Genomic DNA, 18,493 nt, shown 5'->3' on the forward strand with positions numbered 1-18,493 from the left:
ACGTCCACGATCAGCCCGCCGCTCGAATGCGGATGGGCGGAGCAAGGTTTGTGTCGCGGGCCGGGGTGCGAACGTCCAGGCCTCCATCGGGGCCGGGTAGCAGCATCCGGGCGCTCCGTGGCACGGGGGAGCGGCGGCTGCTCGCGGTGACGGTGACCTCGCGGCCCTCGAGATATCCGTGCCCGGCTTCCACACCGCTCCAGTACGGTTCGCTCACGCTCAGCAGGGCATCTGCTCCGGGCCAATCGCCCAGCACGAGCAGAACGGTGCCGCGGTCGCGCAGGCGGGCGCTCAACCGCGCGACATCGCCGTCGCGGGCGCGACCTTGCGGGCGTACCGCCACGATCGGCAGGACCTCGGCTACCGCCGCGGCTACCGCCAGCCACCGCTGGCCCGGTTCGGGGATGAGCACGAGACGTTCGAGGTCCACACCGAACGATGCGGCGGCCTCGGCACCCAGGGTCGGCATCCCGATCGCCGCGCACCACGATCCCGCCTGCGACGCGGTGGAGATGAGCGCCAGCAGCAGACTCGGGGATGCCGAGATCGCATACGAGGAGCCGGGACGCAGCCCGCCCTCGGGGAGGAGCTCTGCCAGCAACGGATGCACCGGCAACGGCGGAGCATCGACCCGCGGTGCCTGTGCGCGCTCGAGTTGCGTCCGCAGGCGCCTCAGCTCGTCCGCGGGCGAAGCTCGATCATGCCCAGCCGCTGCGTGGGGGAGGAGCGTTGCCATCCCGTCATGCTAGAACAAAGCTTCGACACTGGACAGGGGGTTGACGGGACAGGTGTACGAATCAGAAAACGAGCCCCACGGTCACCAGGACGACGGCGATCAGCGGCGGAACGCCCTGAACGGCGGCGGCGCGCGCCTTCGCGGGCGACGACAGCACCAGCACCAGGCTCGCGGCGAGCATCGAACCCGTGCCGACGAGCACGAGGGTGGCGCCGACGGGCAGGTATCCCACCGCGACCAGGATGATCCCGAGTCCCGTCGCAACGGCGAGAAACAGGTTGTAGAAGCCCTGGTTGAATGCCATTTCGCGCGTCTGTTGCGCTTGTTCGCGGGTCGTGCCGAACGTCCTTCGCGCCCGCGGGGTCGTCCAGACGACCGACTCGAGCACGAAGATGTAGACGTGGATCAGGGCCGCGAGGCCCGCGAAGATCAGACCGGCGATGACCATGGGTGCGCTCCTTCGGTGCCGACGTCCTCGCGCCAACACCCCATCATCCCGCGCCGACGTTGCCGTGTCTTCTCGCGAACGGACGCGACTCGCCGTATCCGCAGGGGATCACGCGGCGAGTCGCGTCCGTTCGCGGACGGAAAGCCTCAGCCCCGGAAAGGGTCAGTGCCCGTGGTGGCCCGTCATCTCGCCGTGCGGCACGGCGTAGTCGCCGGCGTTGGTCTGCGCGAGCGCCGGGGTCGTCAGCGCCGATACCAGCAGGGCTCCCGCGACGACCCCGATCAGCGTGCGCCCGGCGGGTGCCGACGAGCGAGCGGATGACTCGGCATCCGCGCCCCTTCCGGCTGCGCCCCTTCCGGCTGCGCCCCGTCCGTCCCCTGTCCGAGCGGCCCCGCGCATCGTCGCGGCCGCCGCGCCCGCGACCGCCACGAGCATGATGCTCGAGCTCACGAGCGGGATCCACGCCATCAGGTCGAACAGGGCGAGAACGAGTCCGCCGAGGGTCGCGGCGACACCCACCCCGAGGGTCGTGCGGACCAGCGGCATCCGCCCGAGGCGCAGCGCGACGATTCCCCACGCCAGCTCGGCGGCACCCAGCGCCGTGAGCGGCAGGAGTACGCCGATCGGTGAGCCCGCCGCGACGGCGATATGGATGAGGCCCGCCCCCCAGGCGAAGAGGGCGGGCCACATGCGAGTCGACATGGTCAGGCGAGAGCCGAACGGGTCGACGTGCCGCGCTCTGCGCCGAGTCCGACACCGAGCAGCACGATCGCGCTCGCGAGGTGGAGGAAGTGGTCGGCGGTGTTCAGCGCGAGGATGTTGGCGGCCGTGTTCACGAGGAAGAAGCCGACGATTCCGAGCAGCAGGTAGACCGCGCCCACCGTGATGTTGACGCCCTTGGCGGCGCGGACGGACGAGAGTCCGGCGATCAGCAGGGCGGCACCGATGAGGAGGTGCGCGATGTTGTGCAGCGGGTTGACCTCGAAGATTCCGAGGAGCAGCCCGCCGTCCGTTGCGATGAATCCGACGCCGCCGGTCACGGCGAAGCCGAGCAGGCCGACCAGGATGTAGACGGCGCCGAAGATGATGGCGACCAGGCGGTTGGGTGATGTGCGCATGAGCGCCTCCGTTCTGCACGGTGATTCCGTGTCGTTGGGTGTTTCGGAGGCTAACGATCATTGGATTGAAAGCTGAGGGGATTGCGTTCCGTCCGCAAACACGACAACATGTCGCCCTTGCGACCGAGTTCCGAACCCGCGGAGTAGGTTGGAAAACGTGCCGCTCACTCCCCGTGTCGCCGTCGTGATTCCGTGTCGTGACGACGCCGAATTCCTGGAGGCGTGCCTGGCGGCTCTCGATGCGCAGGATCGCCCGGCCGATCGGGTGATCGTCGTCGACAACGGAAGCACGGATGCTTCGGTAGCCGTCGCCCGCGCGCACGACGCCGAGGTCTTCGTGGAGGATGTCGTGGGCATCTGGCCTGCGGCCGCGCACGGTTACGACGAGGCCGCCCTCGACTGCGACATCATCGCGCGGGTGGACGCCGATTCGCGCCCGCACCCCGACTGGATCTCGCGCATCGTGCGGGCTTTCGTCGCCGACCCCGCACTCGGTGCCCTCACCGGTTCGGCCGAGTTCTACGGTGCCGGTCCGATCGTGCGGTATCTGGGTGCGAAGTGGTACATCGGCGGCATGTACTTCTGGGTCACGCCGTGGCTGGGACATCCGCCGGTCTTCGGCTCGAACTTCGCGATGCGCTCGACGCTCTGGGTGCGGGTGCGCGACGACGTCGACCGCTCGAACGCCGGTATTCACGATGATCTGGACCTGTCGATCCACCTGCGTCGGACGGACGGGGTCAGGTATGACCCGACACTGCGGATGCCTGTCTCCGCACGTCCGTTCGCGTCCCACGGAGCACTCTGGCGACGTGTCGGGCGGGTGATCCCGACCTTCGCCGCGAGTTGGCCCGTCGGTGCGGCCTGGCGACGTGAACGGGTGGCCCTCGAGCACCCCGATACCCGTCACGAGGTTCTCGACGAAGGCGACGAGTGGGCACCGGGCTTCGGTCGGTGAAGGTCGACGAACCTCAGGTTCGGCTCAGGATCGGGTAAATCTCGGAGGCCGCTCTCGCGCTGACGAAAACGACTTTATTCGCGTCGATCAGGCAATTCTTGGCGTGTAACAGTGAGTTCCGGAAGCGGGCTCGCCGATTCCGGCTTGACTTCATCATGAGAACTGTCTCATGATGCTGAACGGGAAGGGATCGCTTGACGGTCCCGCATACCTGGCTTTGGGGGCCGGGGGTCATCTGGGGAATTTTCTGGAGCTCCTTCCGTCGTCGAAGTCGAGTCATAGGGGAATTCCACTGGGGGATACGAGCATGCGTGCATCCACGGATCACGTCGTCGGCTGGGGCCGACGCGCGGCGATCTTCGTCCCGGTTCTGAGCGTGGCCGCTCCGAGTCGTGGCGTCTTGCGCGACAGCTCGCACATCGCAGTCGGTTGACAACGTCCCGCGCGTTGCGCGGGTCGAAAAGAACGTCCGGCGAGAGCCGGGCGGCTGGGGAATGCAAGCTCGCACTGGGGAGGGTGGGCGCACATGGGGATGGTGCGAGGTGGTTGGTGGGGACCGACCAGGACTGACGCGGGACTGGGTCTCGTCGAGGTCGTCATCTCGATGTTGCTGCTGACGGCGATTACCGGAGCGGCACGTCCGCTCGTGATCGCTGCTATGCAGTCGAGCGTGGGGAATCGGGAGACGGCGAGGGCGGATGCCTTCACCGACTCCATCGTCGCGGCGCTGCGGGCGCAGCTCGTCGGCTCGGCAATGGCGACATTGCTCGAGTCGCGGGGGGCTGTCACCGGGGAAGCTGTCGCCGAGACCGGCTCCGCACCGACGCACATCACTCCGGGCACGTGCCCGGCGAGGCACTCGGAGGGGTCGGCCGTTTCGGTCGCCGCTCTCGAGGTCGCGGCGCCGGGCACGTTGCTCCAGCCAGCCGTCTGATCCGAAGGCGGACGGACGCACGATATGTGGGAAAGGGGGTGACGGCAGATGGCCAAGACCGTTGTCGGTTTGGAGATCACCGAAGAGAGCGTTCGCGCGGTCGAGGTGACCGCTGGTGATCGACCCGTTCTTGTCGCGAGCGGAGAGATCGCGCTGCCCTGGGGAGCGGCGCGCGACTCGGAAGTTCTCGATCAGGATGCCGTCGCCCGTGCGTTGCGCCAGCTGTGGAGCCGTGGGGGGTTCCGCAGCAGGCGCGTCGTACTCGGGATCGGTAGCCGCAGGGTTCTCGTGCGCGAGTTCGCCACGCAGACGGTTCGCCCGGATCTGCTCGCGCATTCGCTGCCGTCCGAGGTGCAACATCTGCTTCCCGTGCCGGCCAGCCAGGCCGTTCTGGACTTCTTGCCGATCGCCGAGGCGGACGGGAAGACGAGCGGTCTGCTCGTCGCGGCCGTCTCGCAGACCGTCTCCACTCTTCTCGCGACGCTCCGCAAGGCGCGGCTCCGTGCCGATGCGGTCGACTTCGCGCCCTTCGGTCTGGCCCGCGCCGCGGGCACGCTCGCGATCCACGGCGAGACGCTCGCCATGGTCCACGTCGGAGACCACACCAGCTACGTGGTGATCGTGCGGGAGGGAGTGCCCCTCTTTGTGCGGATCCTGCCGATCGACATTCCGACGGCGGCCTCGATTGCCCGGGTGGACAACCGAGCGGTGGCAGATGACAACGCGGGGACCGGCACCCTGCCTCACTCGTCCGCGCACGCCGATTCCGACGCAGATCCGGCGTTCTCCGGCATCGATACGACGGTCGTCGATGTGTATTCGGCTCTCGCCGCGCGCGTCGACGCCGACACACCTCTCGGTCGGGTGCGTCTCGGCGCTGGCGCCGAAGGACCGGGTTCACCCTTCGCCGCTCCCGTGCCGGTGGCGGCCGCGGACCTCGCTTCGCGCGTTCGCAGCACTCTTGCCTTTCACGAGGGTCGCTCGGATGACGCACCAGAGATCGATCGCGTGCTGCTCAGCGGTGCCGGCGCTGCGTCGCCCGGCGTGTTCGATGCGATCGACGACGCTGTGGACATGCAGGTCGTCCTCGTCGAGGCCGGCGACCTGGTTCCGGTCGGTACCTCCGTCGTCCCCGGCGGTGACGTCGCTCGGGATCTGGTGAGCACCATCGGTCTCGTGCTCTCGCAGGAGGCAGCATGAGCCTCATTCCCGAGGCACTCGTGATTCGAGCGGGGGGCATCCTTGTCATCTCCGTTGTTCTGGCGTCGGTGTTGACGCTCGCCACCTCGTGGGTGGTGCAGTCGCCGGGCTAGGCGACGCTTGGATTCGGTCGCACGGGCATCCCCCCACCCCCCTTGTTCTTGTGACCGAATGGGCGCCCCCGACATCGTTGATCGATGTCGGGGGCGTGTCCCTTTTTCGGGAAGGGAGCACGCGCCGCGCCGACCCGTGGAGATGAGTGTCCTCTCATCCCTGCCCGGATGTCCTCTCATGTTTCGTGGATGTTTCCTGAAGATGAGAATTTTGTGGCCCGCCGAGGAAAGTCCGTTCATCCCTGGCTCTACGCGCTATATCCGCTTTCCGAGACATCCATAAACCGATGATAACCTGGGATTTATAGAATTCTCTGCTTTCGGCCGAATGCCGAACATTCGGCGAATAGGAGCAAAGAGGCATGCAAAAGCGTCCGTGTTTGCGCATATTGAAAAGTCGGGCACCTTGACACAAAGATGAGAGAGCCCTCATGATTCTCCGTGGGGGATGGATGCATGCAAGTGCATTCGCCAAAAAGCAGTCGGGACGGGCCCAGGCCCTGACGGAGGGAAGCTCCCGTCCCGACTGACCCCCTGTGTCGGCCCCCAGGGGAGAGAGAACGCATGGCCCCCCACGCTTCGTCGCCCCGCTGTGGTCCATCATGACCGCGCGCGCACCCGCGATCATCCCGGCCGTCGTCGTCACCGCAGCGGTAGTGGCGGCCGTGGCGTGGTTCTTCGCCGCGGCGGTCTTCGCGGGCACTGTGGTCAGCCCCGTCGCGAACGTCTTCGTCGCCATCGCCATTCTCTATTTCGCCGCCATCAGTGTGGTGTTGTCGCTGATCGACCTCAAGACGCACCGTCTGCCGAACGCGATCGTTCTGCCGAGCTATCTCGTGTCGTTCTTCCTGCTCACACTCGCCTGTGTTCTCGGTGGTGATTGGGCGGCGCTTCTGCGTGCCGCGATCGCCATGGTGGTTCTCTTCGGCTTCTACGCGCTCCTGCGCGCGGTCCGTCCGGACGGCATGGGCGGCGGGGACGTCAAGCTCGCGGGACTCGTCGGGATCCAGCTCGGCTGGTTCGGCGCGGGCAGCGTCATCGTCGGTACGCTCGCCGCCTTCATCCTGGGCGGGCTGTTCGGAGCCATCCTCCTGCTGACACGACGTGCCGGGCGTCGCACGGCGATCCCGTTCGGGCCGTGGATGCTGGCGGGTGCGTGGGTCGGGATCGCCGCCGGTGAGCCCGTTTCGTCCTGGTACACGGGGCTGCTCGTCGGCGCCTAGGCGTCGATCGAGGGTGAGAGGGAAGCGGAGGCTGCAGTGGCTCGAACGATCGTGAGTCTGGAGATCACCGAAGAGAGCGTGCGCGCCGTCGAGGTGACGACGGGCCGGGCGCCCGCGCTCGTCGCCGCGGGCGAGATGCCGTTGCCTTCGGGCGCTGCACGCGACTCGCTCGTGCTCGACCCGCGGGCCGTCGCGGGCGTTCTCGCCGAGCTCTGGAGCCGCGCCGGTATCCGCCGCAGACGTGTCGTTCTGGGCATGGGCGGTCCGGGGGTCGTGGTGCGCGAGTTCTCGACGCCGACGCAGCGGCCCGCCACCCTTCGGCAGATGCTCCCCGTGCTGGCGGGGGACGTGCTCCCGATGCCCGTCTCCGATGCCGTCCTGGACTACTTCCCGTTCGCCGAGGCGGATGGTCAGCTGCGCGGCCTGCTCGTGGCCGCGCAGCTGCAAACGATCGACGGGCTGGTGTCGACGCTGGCGATGGCCCGGCTCTCCGTCGACACGATCGATGTCGTCCCGTTCGGGCTCGCACGCCTGTCGAGCCGCCTCGGACGCCTCGGCGACGCGACGGCCATGGTTCACGTCGGCGACCACACGAGCTACGTCGTCGTGGCGGTCGACGGTGTCCCGCAGTTCGTGAGCATCGTCCCGGTCGACATTCCGACCTCGGCGGCCCGGGTGCGCGCCCACGCCGCCGCCGTTCGTCCCACCCGCGACCGCGAGTTCGTCCTCGCGGGGTCCGCGGCGACAGCGGCTGCGCCGCGCACGGCATCGGGTGGCTCCGCTGCTGTTCCTGCAGTCGTGGCTCTCGCCGACCGGGTGCGGAGCGCGTTGTCGTTCTATCGCAACCGCCCCGGGGCGGCACGTATCTCCACGGTGTGCGTCAGCGGTGCCGGAATGGCAGCGGAAGGAGTGCGGGGTGAACTGGCCCGGGTACTGGATGTGTCGCCCCAGACCGTCACCGCTCACGCCATCGTCTCGCTCCGGGGCGCGGTGGGCCCGTCGATGGATCTCGATCTCAATCTGGTCTCGACGATCGCGATGACGATGGTGGGCTCCCGCAGATGAAGACTCAGGCGTCGGCCCTCGTTCTCGCGAGGGTTCCGCGCGTCAATCTGATGCCGGTCGCGGAGATCGAACGGCGCGCGCGAATCCCTCGCCCGCCGGTGGCTCATTGCTCTCATGGTGATCATCGCCGCGGCCGCCCTGGCGTGCGCCGCGGCGGCCCTGCTCGCCGGGGATGCGGAACAGCGGATCGCGGTCGAGCAGGCCGAGGCGCGACCATGGGGGACGGGAGAGGTGCAGATCGGTTTCGCCGTCGCCCGCCCGGCGCCCTGACGGGATCCGCCCGGGCTGTCAAGGTGCTGCACGGTTGCCGTCGCGCGATTAGCCTGACCAGATGGCCGATACCGAAGCGCGTCCGCAGGCCCCGCGACCACCCATCGCCCGGATCATCGCGTGGGCGCTGCAGCGCAAGCCCGTTCGCGCCCTCCTTCTCTACTCCGAGCATCGGGGCCCGATGCTCGCCGACAGCATCACGTATCGCCTCTTGTTCGCGGTCTTCGCCGCGGTGCTTCTGGGATTCTCGATCGCGGCCCTGTGGCTCTCGGGCAATGCCGCCGCCTGGCAGGCACTCATCGACGCGGTCAACTCCGTCATCCCGGGGCTGGTCGGCACGGACGGGCTGATCGATCCCTCGGACATCACGGCGCCGGCGGGTCTGTCACTGACCGGAGTTCTGTCGTCGATCGGTTTGGTCGGTGCGGCCATCGGCTCTGTCGGTCAGGTGCGTTCCGCGTTGCGGTCGCTCGCCGACCAGCCCAACGAAGACCTCTTCATCGTCTGGGCCCTGCTCCGAAACCTCGCCGTCGCCGTCGGGGTCGGTGTTGCGCTGGTGGTCGCGGCCGGTGTGACGTTCTTCGGAACCGCGCTGGTCGATGTCGTGGGCGGATGGTTCGGGGTGCCGCCCGACCACCCGCTCTCGTCGTGGGGTACCTGGTTGCTGTCCGCCGTCGTCGTCTTCGTCCTCGACGCCGTGGTCATCGCCGTGGTGTTCCGCGTGCTGTCGGGGGTGAGGGCTTCGGGTCGCACGCTCTGGACGGGCGCCCTGCTCGGCGGGCTCGGGCTCACCGTGCTGCAACAGCTGTCCGGCCTGTTCGTCGGAGGCGCGCGCGCCAACCCGCTGCTGGCCTCATTCGCCGCGCTCATCGCCCTGCTGCTCTGGTTCAACCTGTCGAGCCAGGTCGTGCTGATCTCGGCCGCGTACATCCTCACCGGTGTCGAAGAGCAGCGGGATCGCGTGCCCGCCCGCTACGGGGCCCCCACGTTCGCCGCGCGGCGCGTCCAACGTTCCGAAATCGCTCTGAAGGTGGCCAAGGCCGAACTCGACCGTGCGCGACGGGCGGAGCAGGAGGAGCGCGAGAAGGCGCTCTCTGGATCGAAGGGAGACACATGAGTGACACCGGAGTCACCACCCCCGCATACTCCGCCGCGGCGGTCCGCGCCGCAGAGCAGCCCCTGATCGCGGCGGGCGAACCCCTCATGGCGCGCGCCGCGTCGGCGACCGATGCGTGCGTGCGCGAGATGCTCGAGGCATCCGGCAATCCCGCGGGACCCGTACTCGTGCTCGTCGGGTCGGGTAACAACGGTGGGGATGCGCTGTTCGCCGCGGCCTCGCTCGCGAGCTCGGGCATACCCGTGCGTCTGCTGCTGACGTCCGATCGGGCGCACAGCGAGGGTCTCGGTGCCGCTCGCCGCGCGGGTGCACGGTGTGTCGGTCTCGACGAGGTGCGGGCCGGAGCATCCGGCTTCAGCGTGATCGTCGACGGGATCCTCGGCATCGGCACGTCCCCATCGCCCGCGCTCCGCGGGATCGCGCGGGCGGTCGTCGAGGCGATCATCCCCGCTGTGTCGACGGATGCGCCGGACCGGCCTCGTGTCGTCGCGGTCGACCTTCCGAGCGGCCTGCACCCCGACGACGGTTCGGCCGACGACGCCGTGTTGCCCGCCGACATCACCGTGACCTTCGGTGCGTTGAAGGCGGGTCTTGTTCGGGGACGCGGCCCGGAGGTTGCCGGCGAGATCCGCCTCGTCGACCTGGGCCTCGGGCCCGCCCTGGCGCGGGTGCGACCGGAGCTCGAGACATCCGTGCCCGTCCGTCTCGTGGCCTGACCGCGGCGAGCGGTCGCGACTCGCCGCGTGCCCGTGCTGCGACACGGCGAGTCGCGACCGTTCGCGCCCCCTGGGGTCACTCAGCCGCGCGCGTGGAGCTCGACGAACGTCCGCAGCATCCGTGACGGATGCGATACCGGCGCCCGGCGCACGGCGGCGAGCGTCGTCTCGAGTTCGTGTGGGGCGAAGTAGCCGTGCCCCGCATAGGCGTGGATGCGCGTCGTGATGCCGTCGACGTCGAGTTCGGGATGGAACTGCGTCGCGTAGACGTTCCGTCCGACGCGGAACGCCTGCACGGGACACCCCGGTGAGGATGCCAGGTGCACCGCGTGCGCGGGCAGGCGCGAGACCGCCTCTTTGTGACCGACGAACGCGCCGAACTCGGTCGGGAGCCCGGCGAACAGCGGATCGCGCGCGCCCTCCGCGGTCAGCGTGACCGGAACGACGCTGATCGGCTCGCCGAACGTGCGGTCGATCGCGGCGCCCTCGTGCACGCCCAGCGTTCCGATGCCGTAGCACGCCCCGAAGAACGGGAAGTCGGCCGGCACGACCCGGTCGAGCAGGGCGTCGAACTCCTCTTCGACCCGCCGCTGCACGGGCGATTTGGCCTCCGTCGCGTCGGAGGCGTTGAACGGGCCACCGCCGACGATGATGCCCGACAGGGCGTCGAGGTCGAGTTCCGGCATCGGACCGGCCTCGAGACGCACCCGGATCAGGTCACGCTCATCGAGTCCCGTGGCGTGCAGGATCGCGGCGTACTCCTCGTCCGCGGGCACGTCCTCGGCCCGCGTGGCGAGCAGTACGAACGGTCTCACCGGCTACGAGGCATACGTGACGAGGCCGAGTTCGACATCCGAGACGAGCTGCGGATGCGTCGGCACGACGCGCACCGTGTAACCGAACGGACCCGTCACGGCGAGCGGCACGGTGCCCGTGAACGTCGTCAGCCCGTCGACCGGATCGCCCGAGACCGCCAGCGGCACGATCGAACGCTCTCCCGTGATGGCGTCCTCGGCATCCGTCGTCCCGCACACGAGTTGCACGGCGACATCGTGGGCAGAGAGCCCGTCGAGCGCGACGGCGGCGCGCACCTCGAGCACGTCGCCGGCGGCTGCCTGCTGCGCGATGCCCGACCCGTCCACGCTCGCGATGTGCACCGACGGCCAGGCCGCACGCACGCGCTCCGTATAATCCGCGAGCTCGCGCGCAAGGGCGAAATCGTCGGCGCGCAGCTCGGTCGCGTGCTCCGACGCGGGCGTGTACAGACGGGCGACGTATTCGCGCACCATCCGGTCGCTCGTCGCCTTCTGCCCCAGCACCCTCATCGTGTGGCGGACCATTCCGAGCCACTCCGTGGGGACCCCGTCCGTACGGTCGAAGAACTTCGGCACGAGCTGGTGCTCGATCAGGTCATAGAGTGCGGATGCCTCGGCGTCGTCACGCTCGTCATCCGAGCTCGCCGTGTCGGCCGTGGGGATCGCCCAGCCGTTCTGCCCGTCGAACCACTCGTCCCACCAGCCGTCGAGGATCGACAGGTTGAGCGCGCCGTTGAGCGCCGCCTTCATGCCCGAGGTGCCGGATGCCTCGAGGGGACGGATGGGGTTGTTGAGCCAGACGTCGCAGCCGGGGAAGAGGGTCTTGGCGAGCGAGATGTCGTAGTCGGGCAGGAACACGATCCGCCCCCGAACCTTCGGATCACGGCTGAATCGCACGAGCTCCTGGATCATCTGCTTGCCGGAGTCGTCGGCGGGATGCGACTTGCCCGCGACGATGATCTGAACGGGATGCTCGGGGTCGGTCAGGATCCGCGTCAGCCGTTCGGGGTCCCGCAGCATGAGCGTGAGGCGTTTGTACGTCGGCACGCGTCGCGCGAACCCGATCGTGAGTGCCTCGGGATCGAGGACGCCCGCGAGGCCGGTGCGGCTGCGCGCCTCGTCGACCAGTTCGCCCTTCATCGTCGAACGTGTGTCCCAGAGCTCGCGATCCGGGACGCGCGCGACGTCCGTCCAATCGTGGGTCTCGACGTGCGCATCACCGAAGGCGCGCTCGCTCAGGCCCTTCAGCGCGGGGTGCAGCCAGGTGGGCGGGTGCACGCCGTTCGTGATCGACGTGATGGGAACCTCGTCGGTGTCGACGCCCGGCCACAACTGCCCGAACATCCCGCGGCTCACCTCGCCGTGCAACAGTGAGACACCGTTCGCGTGCTGCCCGAGGTGCAGGCCGAGCACGGCCATGTTGAACACGCTCGGATCGCCGCCCTGCCAGCTCTCGAGCCCGAGCGCGAGAGCACGTTGCGGGTCGATGCCGCTGACGACACCGGCCGTGAGGTAGTCGGCGATCAGGTCCTTGGGAAAGCGGTCGATGCCGGCCGGGACCGGGGTGTGCGTCGTGAACACCGTCGAGGCGCGCACCTGTGCGAGTGCCTCGTCGAAGGTCAGGCCATCGTGGGTGATGAGCTCCGACATCCGCTCGATGCCCTGCAGCCCCGCGTGGCCCTCGTTCGTGTGGTAGACGTCCGCCTCCGGTCGGCCCGTCACGCGGCACCAGGCGCGCAGGGCGCGCACACCGCCGATACCGAGCAGTGCCTCTTGCAAGAGCCGATGCTCGCCGCCGCCGCCGTACAGGCGGTCTGTGACCCGGCGCATCTCTTCCGTGTTGGAGGGCGTCTCGGAGTCGAGCAGCAGCAGGGGCACGCGACCGATGTCGGCCACCCAGATGCGCGCGTGCAGCACGCGACCGGCCGTGATGTCGAGGGACACCTCGACCGGCGTGCCGTCGCCGTCGCGCAGCAGCGTCAGACCGAGGCCGTGGGGGTCGAGCAGCGGGTAGCTCTCGCGCTGCCAGCCGTCGTCGCCGATCGACTGGCGGAAATATCCCGCGCGGTAGAACAGGCCGATGCCCGTCAGCGGCACGCCCAGGTCCGAGCAGCTCTTCAGGTGATCGCCGGCGAGGATGCCGAGGCCGCCGGAGTACTGGGGGAGCGAGCCGTCCACCCCGAACTCGGGGGAGAAGTAGGCGATGTGCTCGGGTTTCGGGCCCTGCACGCGCTGGAACCACCGCGGTTGCGTCAGGTAGGCCTCGAGCCGATCGGCTTCCTCGGTGACCCGACCGACGAATGCGTCGTCGCGGGCAAGGGCGTCGAGCCGCTCCTGGCCCAGCGCACCGAGCATCCGTGCGGGGTTCTCTCCGACCTTCGCCCACACGGCGGGATCCATGGACTCGAACAGGGCGTGCGTGGCGCGACTCCACGACCAGCGCCAGTTCGCGGCGAGGGTGTCGAGTGCCGCGATGCTTTCGGCGAGGACGGGGCGGACCGTGAACGTTCGAATAGCCTTCATGCGACTGATCTTAGGGGTGTCGTCTGACGGCTTCCCATCGTGGGTGGCGGGGGCCGGTCGCGCCCGCGGGGTAGGGTCGAAGAAGGAGGAATCATGTCTATTGCACGACTTTCCGGAGGGCCGCTCGACGGCCAGGTGGTACCCCTCGAGGATGCCGACGACGACTCGCTCGTCCTGCCGTACAGCGAGGGTCAGATCGTCTACCGCCGCCAGGGCGAGCTCGAGCAGACCGGCGAAGCGGACGGCCCCACACAGGCCACGTTCGTCTACGTCGAAGAGACGCAAGAGATTCGGCCGAGCGACGAATGAGCCGAAGCGCTCGATCGAGGTCGAGCGCAAGTACGACGTGAGCGAGGTCACCCGCATCCCGGATCTGGCCGCGCTTCCCGGTGTGGCCCGGGTCGCTCCGACCGAGCTGCGCTCCCTCGACGCGATCTACTTCGACACGGCCGATTTCGCTCTGGCGCGTCGAGCCGTCGCGTTGAGGCGACGGACGGGCGGTCCCGATGAGGGATGGCACGTCAAGTCCAGCGCTCCGGAGGGGCGGCACGAGTGGGGCTGGCCCCTCGACGATTCCCTGTCCTCCGATCCGCTCGCGATGGCGGTGCCGGACGAGGTCTGCGCGGCCGTCGCGGACTGGTGCGGCGACACCGAACTGCGCCCGATCGCGCGTGTGCGCAACGAGCGTCACGCGATCCTGCTGCACGATGCCTCGGGCGCTGTCGTCGCCGAGTACGTCGACGATCACGTCGAGGCGACCGACCTGCAGACGGGCAACGTTGCGCGCTGGCGCGAGTGGGAGGTCGAGCTCGGCCCCGCGGCGCCCGCCGACGATCGTGGTCGGGCCGAGTTCTTCGGGGCGGTGGACGCCGTCGTGGCCGCCGTCGGGGGAGTGCCCGCGGCATCCGGATCGAAACTCGAACGCGCCCTCGGGCGCTGACCCGCGAACGAGAGAACCGACGCCCGGCTCTCGATGCGAGGCCGGGCGTCGGTTCTTCGTGAAGAAGTTCGTCACATGTTGATCATGTGACCGGCGAGGCCGTGGAACGCCTCTTGCACGGCCTCGGACAGCGTCGGGTGGGTGTGCACGTTGCGCGCGGCCTCGAGCGCGGTCAGGTCCCACTTCTGGGCCAGTGTGAGCTCGGGCAGCAGCTCCGACACGTCGGGGCCGATCAGGTGGCCACCGAGCAGCTCGAGGTGCTCGCCGTCGGCGATGAGCTTGACGAACCCGATGGGCTCGCCGAGGCCGTTCGCCTTGCCGTTCGCCGAGAAGGGGAACTTCGCGACCTTGACGTCGTAGCCCGCGTCGCGCGCCTGCTGCTCCGTCAGCCCGAACGAGGCCACCTGGGGCGAGCAGAACGTCGCACGAGGCATCATGCGATAGTCGCCGAGCGCCATGGTCTCGGCCTTGCCGATCGTCTCCGCTGCGACGACACCCTGTGCCTCGGCGACGTGCGCGAGCTGCAGCTTGGCCGTGACGTCGCCGATCGCATAGATGTGGGGCACGTTCGTGTGCATGAAGTCGTCGATCTCGATAGCGCCGCGATCGGTCAGCTTCACGCCCGTGTTCTCCAGGCCGTAGCCCTCGACGTTCGCCGCGAACCCGATCGACATGAGGACCTTGTCGGTGTCGATCGACTGCGTCTCACCGCCGCTGTTCGGCGTGTACGTGACCGTGACCTTGTCGCCGTGGTCGGTGACCGAGTCGACCTTGGTCGAGGTGAGGATGTCGACGCCGTACTTCTTGTACTGGCGGGCGATCTCCTTCGAGACGTCCGCGTCCTCGTTGGGAAGGGCGCGGTCGAGGAACTCGATGATCGTGACCTTGACCCCGAAGTTGGTCATGATGAAGCCGAACTCCATGCCGATCGCGCCGGCACCGACGATGACGATCGACTTCGGCAGCTCGCGCGTCATGATCTGCTCTTCGTACGTCACGACGTTCTCGCTGAGCTGCACGCCCGGGAGCAGGCGCACGCGCGAGCCGGTCGAGATGATCGCGTTGTCGAATGTCAGTCGCTCGCTCGACCCATCGGCCTTCGCGACGTCGATCGTGTTCGCATCGACGAACGATCCGCGGCCCTCGTACTCGGTGACCTTGTTCTTCTTCATCAAGAAGTGGATGCCCTTGACGTGCGTCTCGGACACCTTGCGGCTGCGATCCCACGCGGTGCCGAAGTCGAAGTGCACGTCTCCCGAGATGCCGAACTGCTCGGCCTGGTGGGTGAACACGTGCGCGAGGTCGGCGTTGCGCAGAAGAGCCTTCGAGGGGATGCAGCCGACGTTGAGGCAGACACCGCCCCAGTACTTCTCTTCGATGATGGCCACCGAAAGACCGAGCTGAGCGCTTCGCACGGCCGCGACGTATCCGCCGGGGCCGGCGCCGAGAATGACGACGTCGTAGTGAGGCATAGCTTCAAGCCTAGACCCCGCGCGGTGCTCCAGTGCCGGGGTCGCGACCCGTTCCGTTGCCGTTCAAACTCCGTCGTTGCGGCGTCGTGCGCGAACCATCAGAACGGCGACGAGAGCGCCCCCGAGGCCGATCGCGACGATGCCGACGATGATCCAGATGGCGGTGAGGTCGACACCCACGGCATCCGTGTCCGGGTCCGTTTCGCCGCCGGCGCCGCCCGCGGTCGGAAGACCGGCGGGTTCGGATGGCTCGCCGACCGAGAAGGTGAGCTCGCCCGAGATCGGGTGACCATCGCTCGAGACGATCCGCCACACCACCGTGTAGGTGCCACGTTCGTCCGTGCCGGACAGTTCCTGGATGACGCCGTTGCGGTCGAGAACGGGATCACCCTGCTGCACCTCCGCCCCCGAGGGGGAGATCACGAGAACCTCGGTCGCGCCGGCGCCCTCGAGCGGATTCGCGCTGTAGCGCAGATCGATCTCGGTCGGGCCGACCTCGACGATCTCGCCGTTCGAGGGGGGGTGCTGCCGATCAGTTCATCGTGCGCGCAGGCCGCGGACGGTGCGGCGACGAAGAATGCGCAGAGGGCGACCATCAACGCCGCGAGCCCGGAGCGTCGAACGGCGGACGGGCGGCGTTGCGGCTGAGACATCACCCCCCGAGCCTAATCGAGGGTCCCTGAGCACCCATCGGGCGGTGAACACCGCACTCCGGCCCGTCGCGCACGGATCCGATCGGCTAGTCTGGAGCGCGAGGAGGACAGCGTGTCAGAACAGCAGGACCAGACGCCCCAGGCCATGCGCCGCGAGGCCGAGCCGGCGCATTCCACGCCCGATACGACGCAGACGTTCGGACACGATTCCGACCTCTCTTTCGTTCCGTTCGGGTCCGAGCTCTCACAGGCCGAACTCGACGCCATCTCGGCCCTCCCGGCGCGAGCGGCTCTCCTGCTCGTCCGTTCCGGCCCGACCGCGGGAGCGCGCTATCTGCTCGATGCCGAGGTCGCCACGATCGGCCGACACCCCGAGGCCGATATCTTCTTCGACGACGTGACCGTGTCGCGTCGTCATGCCGAGATCACGCGTCGCCCCGAGGGTTTCGAGATCGTCGACCAGCGCTCGCTCAACGGCAGCTATGTCGACGGTGAGCGCGTGGATCGCGCTCTGCTCGTGAACGGCGCCGAGGTGCGGATCGGAAAGTTCCGTCTGACCTTCTTCATCTCCCCGGTCGATCTGCCGTTGTCGGCGGACGGCTGATGCCCGCGGCTCTTACTCGAAGCTCCGCGCCGGGCGCGGGTCTGCTCAGCATTGGGCAGGTGCTCGCTCGTCTGACGCCGGAGTTCCCGACTCTGACGACCTCGAAGTTACGCTTCCTCGAGGTGCAGGGCATCGTCACACCGACCCGCACCGAGTCGGGCTACCGCAAGTTCTCTCCCGCGGACGTCGACCGGCTGCGCTTGGCCCTCCAGCTGCAGCGCGATCACTACCTGCCCCTCAACGTGATCCGCGAGTATCTGAGCGATCTCGATGCGGGACGCAACCCCAGCCATCCGGGGCAGCAGCCGCCGCCCACGATTCACCCGCAGGGACGCCGGTATCGCCGCGACGAGCTGCTCCGTGCGGCCGGTGCGACCCCGCAGCTGTTCAACGAGGCCGTGTCGTCCGGCATCCTGCCCGCCGCCGAGTCGTTCGGCGATCAGAGCGTTTCGCTGTTGCGTGCGATCGTCTCGCTCGACAGCCACGGAATCGAGCCGCGCCACCTGCGGACGATCCGTCAGAGTGCCGAGCGCGACGTCTCGCTGATCGAGCAGGCGCTGGCTCCGCTCACGCATCGCGCCGACGCGCCGTCGCGGGCGAGGGCGAACGAAGTGGGTCCCGAGCTGGCGCGACGCCTCGACGAGGTACGCGCGATCTTCGTCCGCTCGGCGCTCACCCGGTTGCTTCCGTGACCGTTCCGAGACCTGCGCCGAGCCGCCCGGCGTGTCGCGGCGGATGTCGTTGCTCGTCGACGGCGGGTGTCCTAGCGTGGGGGATGAGCCGCGCACGTGCGTCTCGGAACCAGGCGAGGAGGACGCGATGAACGCTGGCGAACTCGCTGACGAGACACGTTTCGACTCGGACCTGCTGTTCACGGACGGCCTTCCGGCCATGGACGATGAGGTCGGCTACCGCGGTGCCGTCGCGGCGCGCGCCGCCGGGATCACGTACCGTCAGCTCGACTATTGGGCCCGCACCGAATTGGTCGAGCCGACCGTTCGCGGCGCGAGCGGCTCGGGATCGCAGCGGATGTACGGCTTTCGCGACATCCTCGTGCTGAAGCTCGTGAAGCGTCTTCTCGACACCGGAATCTCGCTGCAGCAGATCCGCACCGCGGTCGAGCAGCTGCGGGCCGCGGGTATCCGCGACCTCGCGGGCACCACGCTCATGAGCGACGGGGCATCCGTCTATCTCTGCACGTCCAACGACGAGGTCATCGACCTGGTCAGCCGCGGCCAGGGCGTCTTCGGCATCGCTGTCGGCAAGGTCCTGCGCGAGGTCGAGTCCACGCTCGTCGAGTTCGACCCGCAGACCGTCGACACGATCGACGAGCTCGCCGCTCGCCGTTCGGCTCGCACCGCCTGACCCCAGCCCTTCCGGTCAGCACGCAGCGGTCTCTTCGTCGCGCCAGGGTGATGCGCCGCCGCCGGACAGACGATGTCCCACTTACGCTCGGTATGGGGGTCGGTTACCGACGCAAAGTGGGACGCGACAGTGCGAAAGTGGGACACGCAACGGGTGGGCGGCGGGGTCGGGTCGGAGCCCAGCGGTGAGGCTGGGTCGGAGCGCAGCGGCGAGGCTGGGTCGG

21 protein-coding genes and 1 pseudogene are annotated in these 18,493 nt (G+C 68.5%); 14 read left to right on the top strand and 8 right to left on the bottom strand.

Annotated features, from left to right (window positions below; genetic code table 11):
• Positions 1–10: 10 nt before the first annotated feature.
• The 4 genes from C2868_RS04815 to C2868_RS04830 all read right to left on the bottom strand — a co-directional run bounded on the left by C2868_RS04815 (position 11) and on the right by C2868_RS04830 (position 2,302).
• Complete coding sequence (locus C2868_RS04815) at positions 11–736, bottom strand: hypothetical protein (RefSeq protein WP_100811118.1); 726 nt, start codon at positions 734–736, stop codon at positions 11–13.
• Positions 737–797: 61 nt separating this feature from the next.
• Complete coding sequence (locus C2868_RS04820) at positions 798–1,184, bottom strand: DUF1304 domain-containing protein (protein WP_100811117.1); 387 nt, start codon at positions 1,182–1,184, stop codon at positions 798–800.
• Between the two features lie 162 nt (positions 1,185–1,346).
• Positions 1,347–1,886, bottom strand: coding sequence for a hypothetical protein (locus tag C2868_RS04825; RefSeq protein ID WP_100811116.1), 540 nt, complete (start codon positions 1,884–1,886; stop codon positions 1,347–1,349).
• A gap of 2 nt (positions 1,887–1,888) precedes the next feature.
• Positions 1,889–2,302, bottom strand: coding sequence for a DUF4383 domain-containing protein (locus tag C2868_RS04830; RefSeq protein ID WP_100811115.1), 414 nt, complete (start codon positions 2,300–2,302; stop codon positions 1,889–1,891).
• A 157-nt stretch (positions 2,303–2,459) separates the two neighbouring features.
• On the opposite strand from C2868_RS04830, the gene C2868_RS04835 reads away from it, so the two are divergent.
• From C2868_RS04835 to C2868_RS04865, 9 genes are all read left to right on the top strand, one after another.
• Positions 2,460–3,260: a glycosyltransferase family 2 protein gene (locus C2868_RS04835; RefSeq protein ID WP_100811114.1), complete on the top strand. Its 801-nt coding sequence runs from the start codon at positions 2,460–2,462 to the stop codon at positions 3,258–3,260.
• 307 nt (positions 3,261–3,567) lie between these two features.
• On the top strand, positions 3,568–3,693 hold the full coding sequence (locus tag C2868_RS17660; RefSeq protein ID WP_258034400.1) for a hypothetical protein: 126 nt from the start codon (positions 3,568–3,570) through the stop codon (positions 3,691–3,693).
• A gap of 93 nt (positions 3,694–3,786) precedes the next feature.
• Positions 3,787–4,194, top strand: coding sequence for a hypothetical protein (locus C2868_RS04840; RefSeq protein ID WP_100811113.1), 408 nt, complete (start codon positions 3,787–3,789; stop codon positions 4,192–4,194).
• A gap of 48 nt (positions 4,195–4,242) precedes the next feature.
• Positions 4,243–5,394 carry a pilus assembly protein PilM gene (pilM, locus tag C2868_RS04845; protein ID WP_100811112.1) on the top strand — a complete coding sequence of 384 codons (1,152 nt, stop codon included), beginning with the start codon at positions 4,243–4,245 and terminating at the stop codon, positions 5,392–5,394.
• Between the two features lie 715 nt (positions 5,395–6,109).
• Positions 6,110–6,730, top strand: a complete 621-nt coding sequence (locus tag C2868_RS04850; RefSeq protein ID WP_100811111.1) for an A24 family peptidase — start codon at positions 6,110–6,112, stop codon at positions 6,728–6,730.
• Between the two features lie 36 nt (positions 6,731–6,766).
• The gene (gene pilM, locus C2868_RS04855) at positions 6,767–7,795 is read left to right on the top strand and encodes a type IV pilus biogenesis protein PilM (RefSeq protein WP_157813921.1); all 1,029 of its coding nucleotides are present in this window, start codon (positions 6,767–6,769) and stop codon (positions 7,793–7,795) included.
• A 114-nt stretch (positions 7,796–7,909) separates the two neighbouring features.
• The gene (locus C2868_RS17375; RefSeq protein ID WP_157813920.1) at positions 7,910–8,065 is read left to right on the top strand and encodes a hypothetical protein; all 156 of its coding nucleotides are present in this window, start codon (positions 7,910–7,912) and stop codon (positions 8,063–8,065) included.
• Between the two features lie 61 nt (positions 8,066–8,126).
• Entirely contained in the window at positions 8,127–9,182 is a 1,056-nt protein-coding gene (locus C2868_RS04860; protein WP_100811109.1) for a YihY/virulence factor BrkB family protein, read from the top strand.
• Entirely contained in the window at positions 9,179–9,898 is a 720-nt protein-coding gene (locus C2868_RS04865) for an NAD(P)H-hydrate epimerase (RefSeq protein WP_100811108.1), read from the top strand. Before C2868_RS04860 ends, C2868_RS04865 begins: the two co-directional genes overlap by 4 nt.
• Positions 9,899–9,978: 80 nt before the next feature.
• Here C2868_RS04865 and C2868_RS04870 read toward each other — a convergent pair whose 3' ends face one another.
• Positions 9,979–10,713 (bottom strand): glutamine amidotransferase, encoded by a 735-nt coding sequence (locus tag C2868_RS04870; RefSeq protein ID WP_100811107.1) that lies wholly within the window; start codon positions 10,711–10,713, stop codon positions 9,979–9,981.
• A gap of 3 nt (positions 10,714–10,716) precedes the next feature.
• The gene (gene glgP / locus C2868_RS04875) at positions 10,717–13,236 is read right to left on the bottom strand and encodes an alpha-glucan family phosphorylase (RefSeq protein ID WP_100811106.1); all 2,520 of its coding nucleotides are present in this window, start codon (positions 13,234–13,236) and stop codon (positions 10,717–10,719) included.
• A gap of 93 nt (positions 13,237–13,329) precedes the next feature.
• Between glgP and C2868_RS17665 the strand changes: the two genes are divergently transcribed.
• Together C2868_RS17665 and C2868_RS04880 are read left to right on the top strand one after the other, a co-directional pair.
• Complete coding sequence (locus C2868_RS17665; RefSeq protein WP_232711202.1) at positions 13,330–13,545, top strand: response regulator; 216 nt, start codon at positions 13,330–13,332, stop codon at positions 13,543–13,545.
• 13 nt (positions 13,546–13,558) lie between these two features.
• Positions 13,559–14,176, top strand: a complete 618-nt coding sequence (locus tag C2868_RS04880; RefSeq protein ID WP_258034410.1) for a CYTH domain-containing protein — start codon at positions 13,559–13,561, stop codon at positions 14,174–14,176.
• Between the two features lie 71 nt (positions 14,177–14,247).
• On the opposite strand, the gene lpdA is transcribed toward C2868_RS04880, so the two are convergent.
• Together lpdA and C2868_RS04890 are read right to left on the bottom strand one after the other, a co-directional pair.
• The gene (gene lpdA / locus C2868_RS04885) at positions 14,248–15,648 is read right to left on the bottom strand and encodes a dihydrolipoyl dehydrogenase (protein ID WP_100811104.1); all 1,401 of its coding nucleotides are present in this window, start codon (positions 15,646–15,648) and stop codon (positions 14,248–14,250) included.
• 63 nt (positions 15,649–15,711) lie between these two features.
• Positions 15,712–16,158 (bottom strand): annotated as a pseudogene (locus tag C2868_RS04890) (copper resistance protein CopC); the annotation flags it as partial.
• 288 nt (positions 16,159–16,446) lie between these two features.
• On the opposite strand from C2868_RS04890, the gene C2868_RS04895 reads away from it, so the two are divergent.
• The 3 genes from C2868_RS04895 (at position 16,447) to C2868_RS04905 (ending at position 18,270) form a co-directional block, all read left to right on the top strand.
• A complete protein-coding gene (locus tag C2868_RS04895) occupies positions 16,447–16,905 on the top strand; it encodes an FHA domain-containing protein (protein WP_103663081.1) in 459 nt (152 codons plus the stop codon).
• Entirely contained in the window at positions 16,905–17,597 is a 693-nt protein-coding gene (locus C2868_RS04900; protein ID WP_100811380.1) for a MerR family transcriptional regulator, read from the top strand. Before C2868_RS04895 ends, C2868_RS04900 begins: the two co-directional genes overlap by 1 nt.
• 127 nt (positions 17,598–17,724) lie before the next feature.
• A complete protein-coding gene (locus tag C2868_RS04905; protein ID WP_100811102.1) occupies positions 17,725–18,270 on the top strand; it encodes a MerR family transcriptional regulator in 546 nt (181 codons plus the stop codon).
• The last annotated feature ends 223 nt before the right edge of the window (positions 18,271–18,493 follow it).

Source organism: Microbacterium sp. CJ77, assembly GCF_002911615.1.
In the GTDB taxonomy this organism is placed as follows: Bacteria; Actinomycetota; Actinomycetes; order Actinomycetales; family Microbacteriaceae; genus Microbacterium.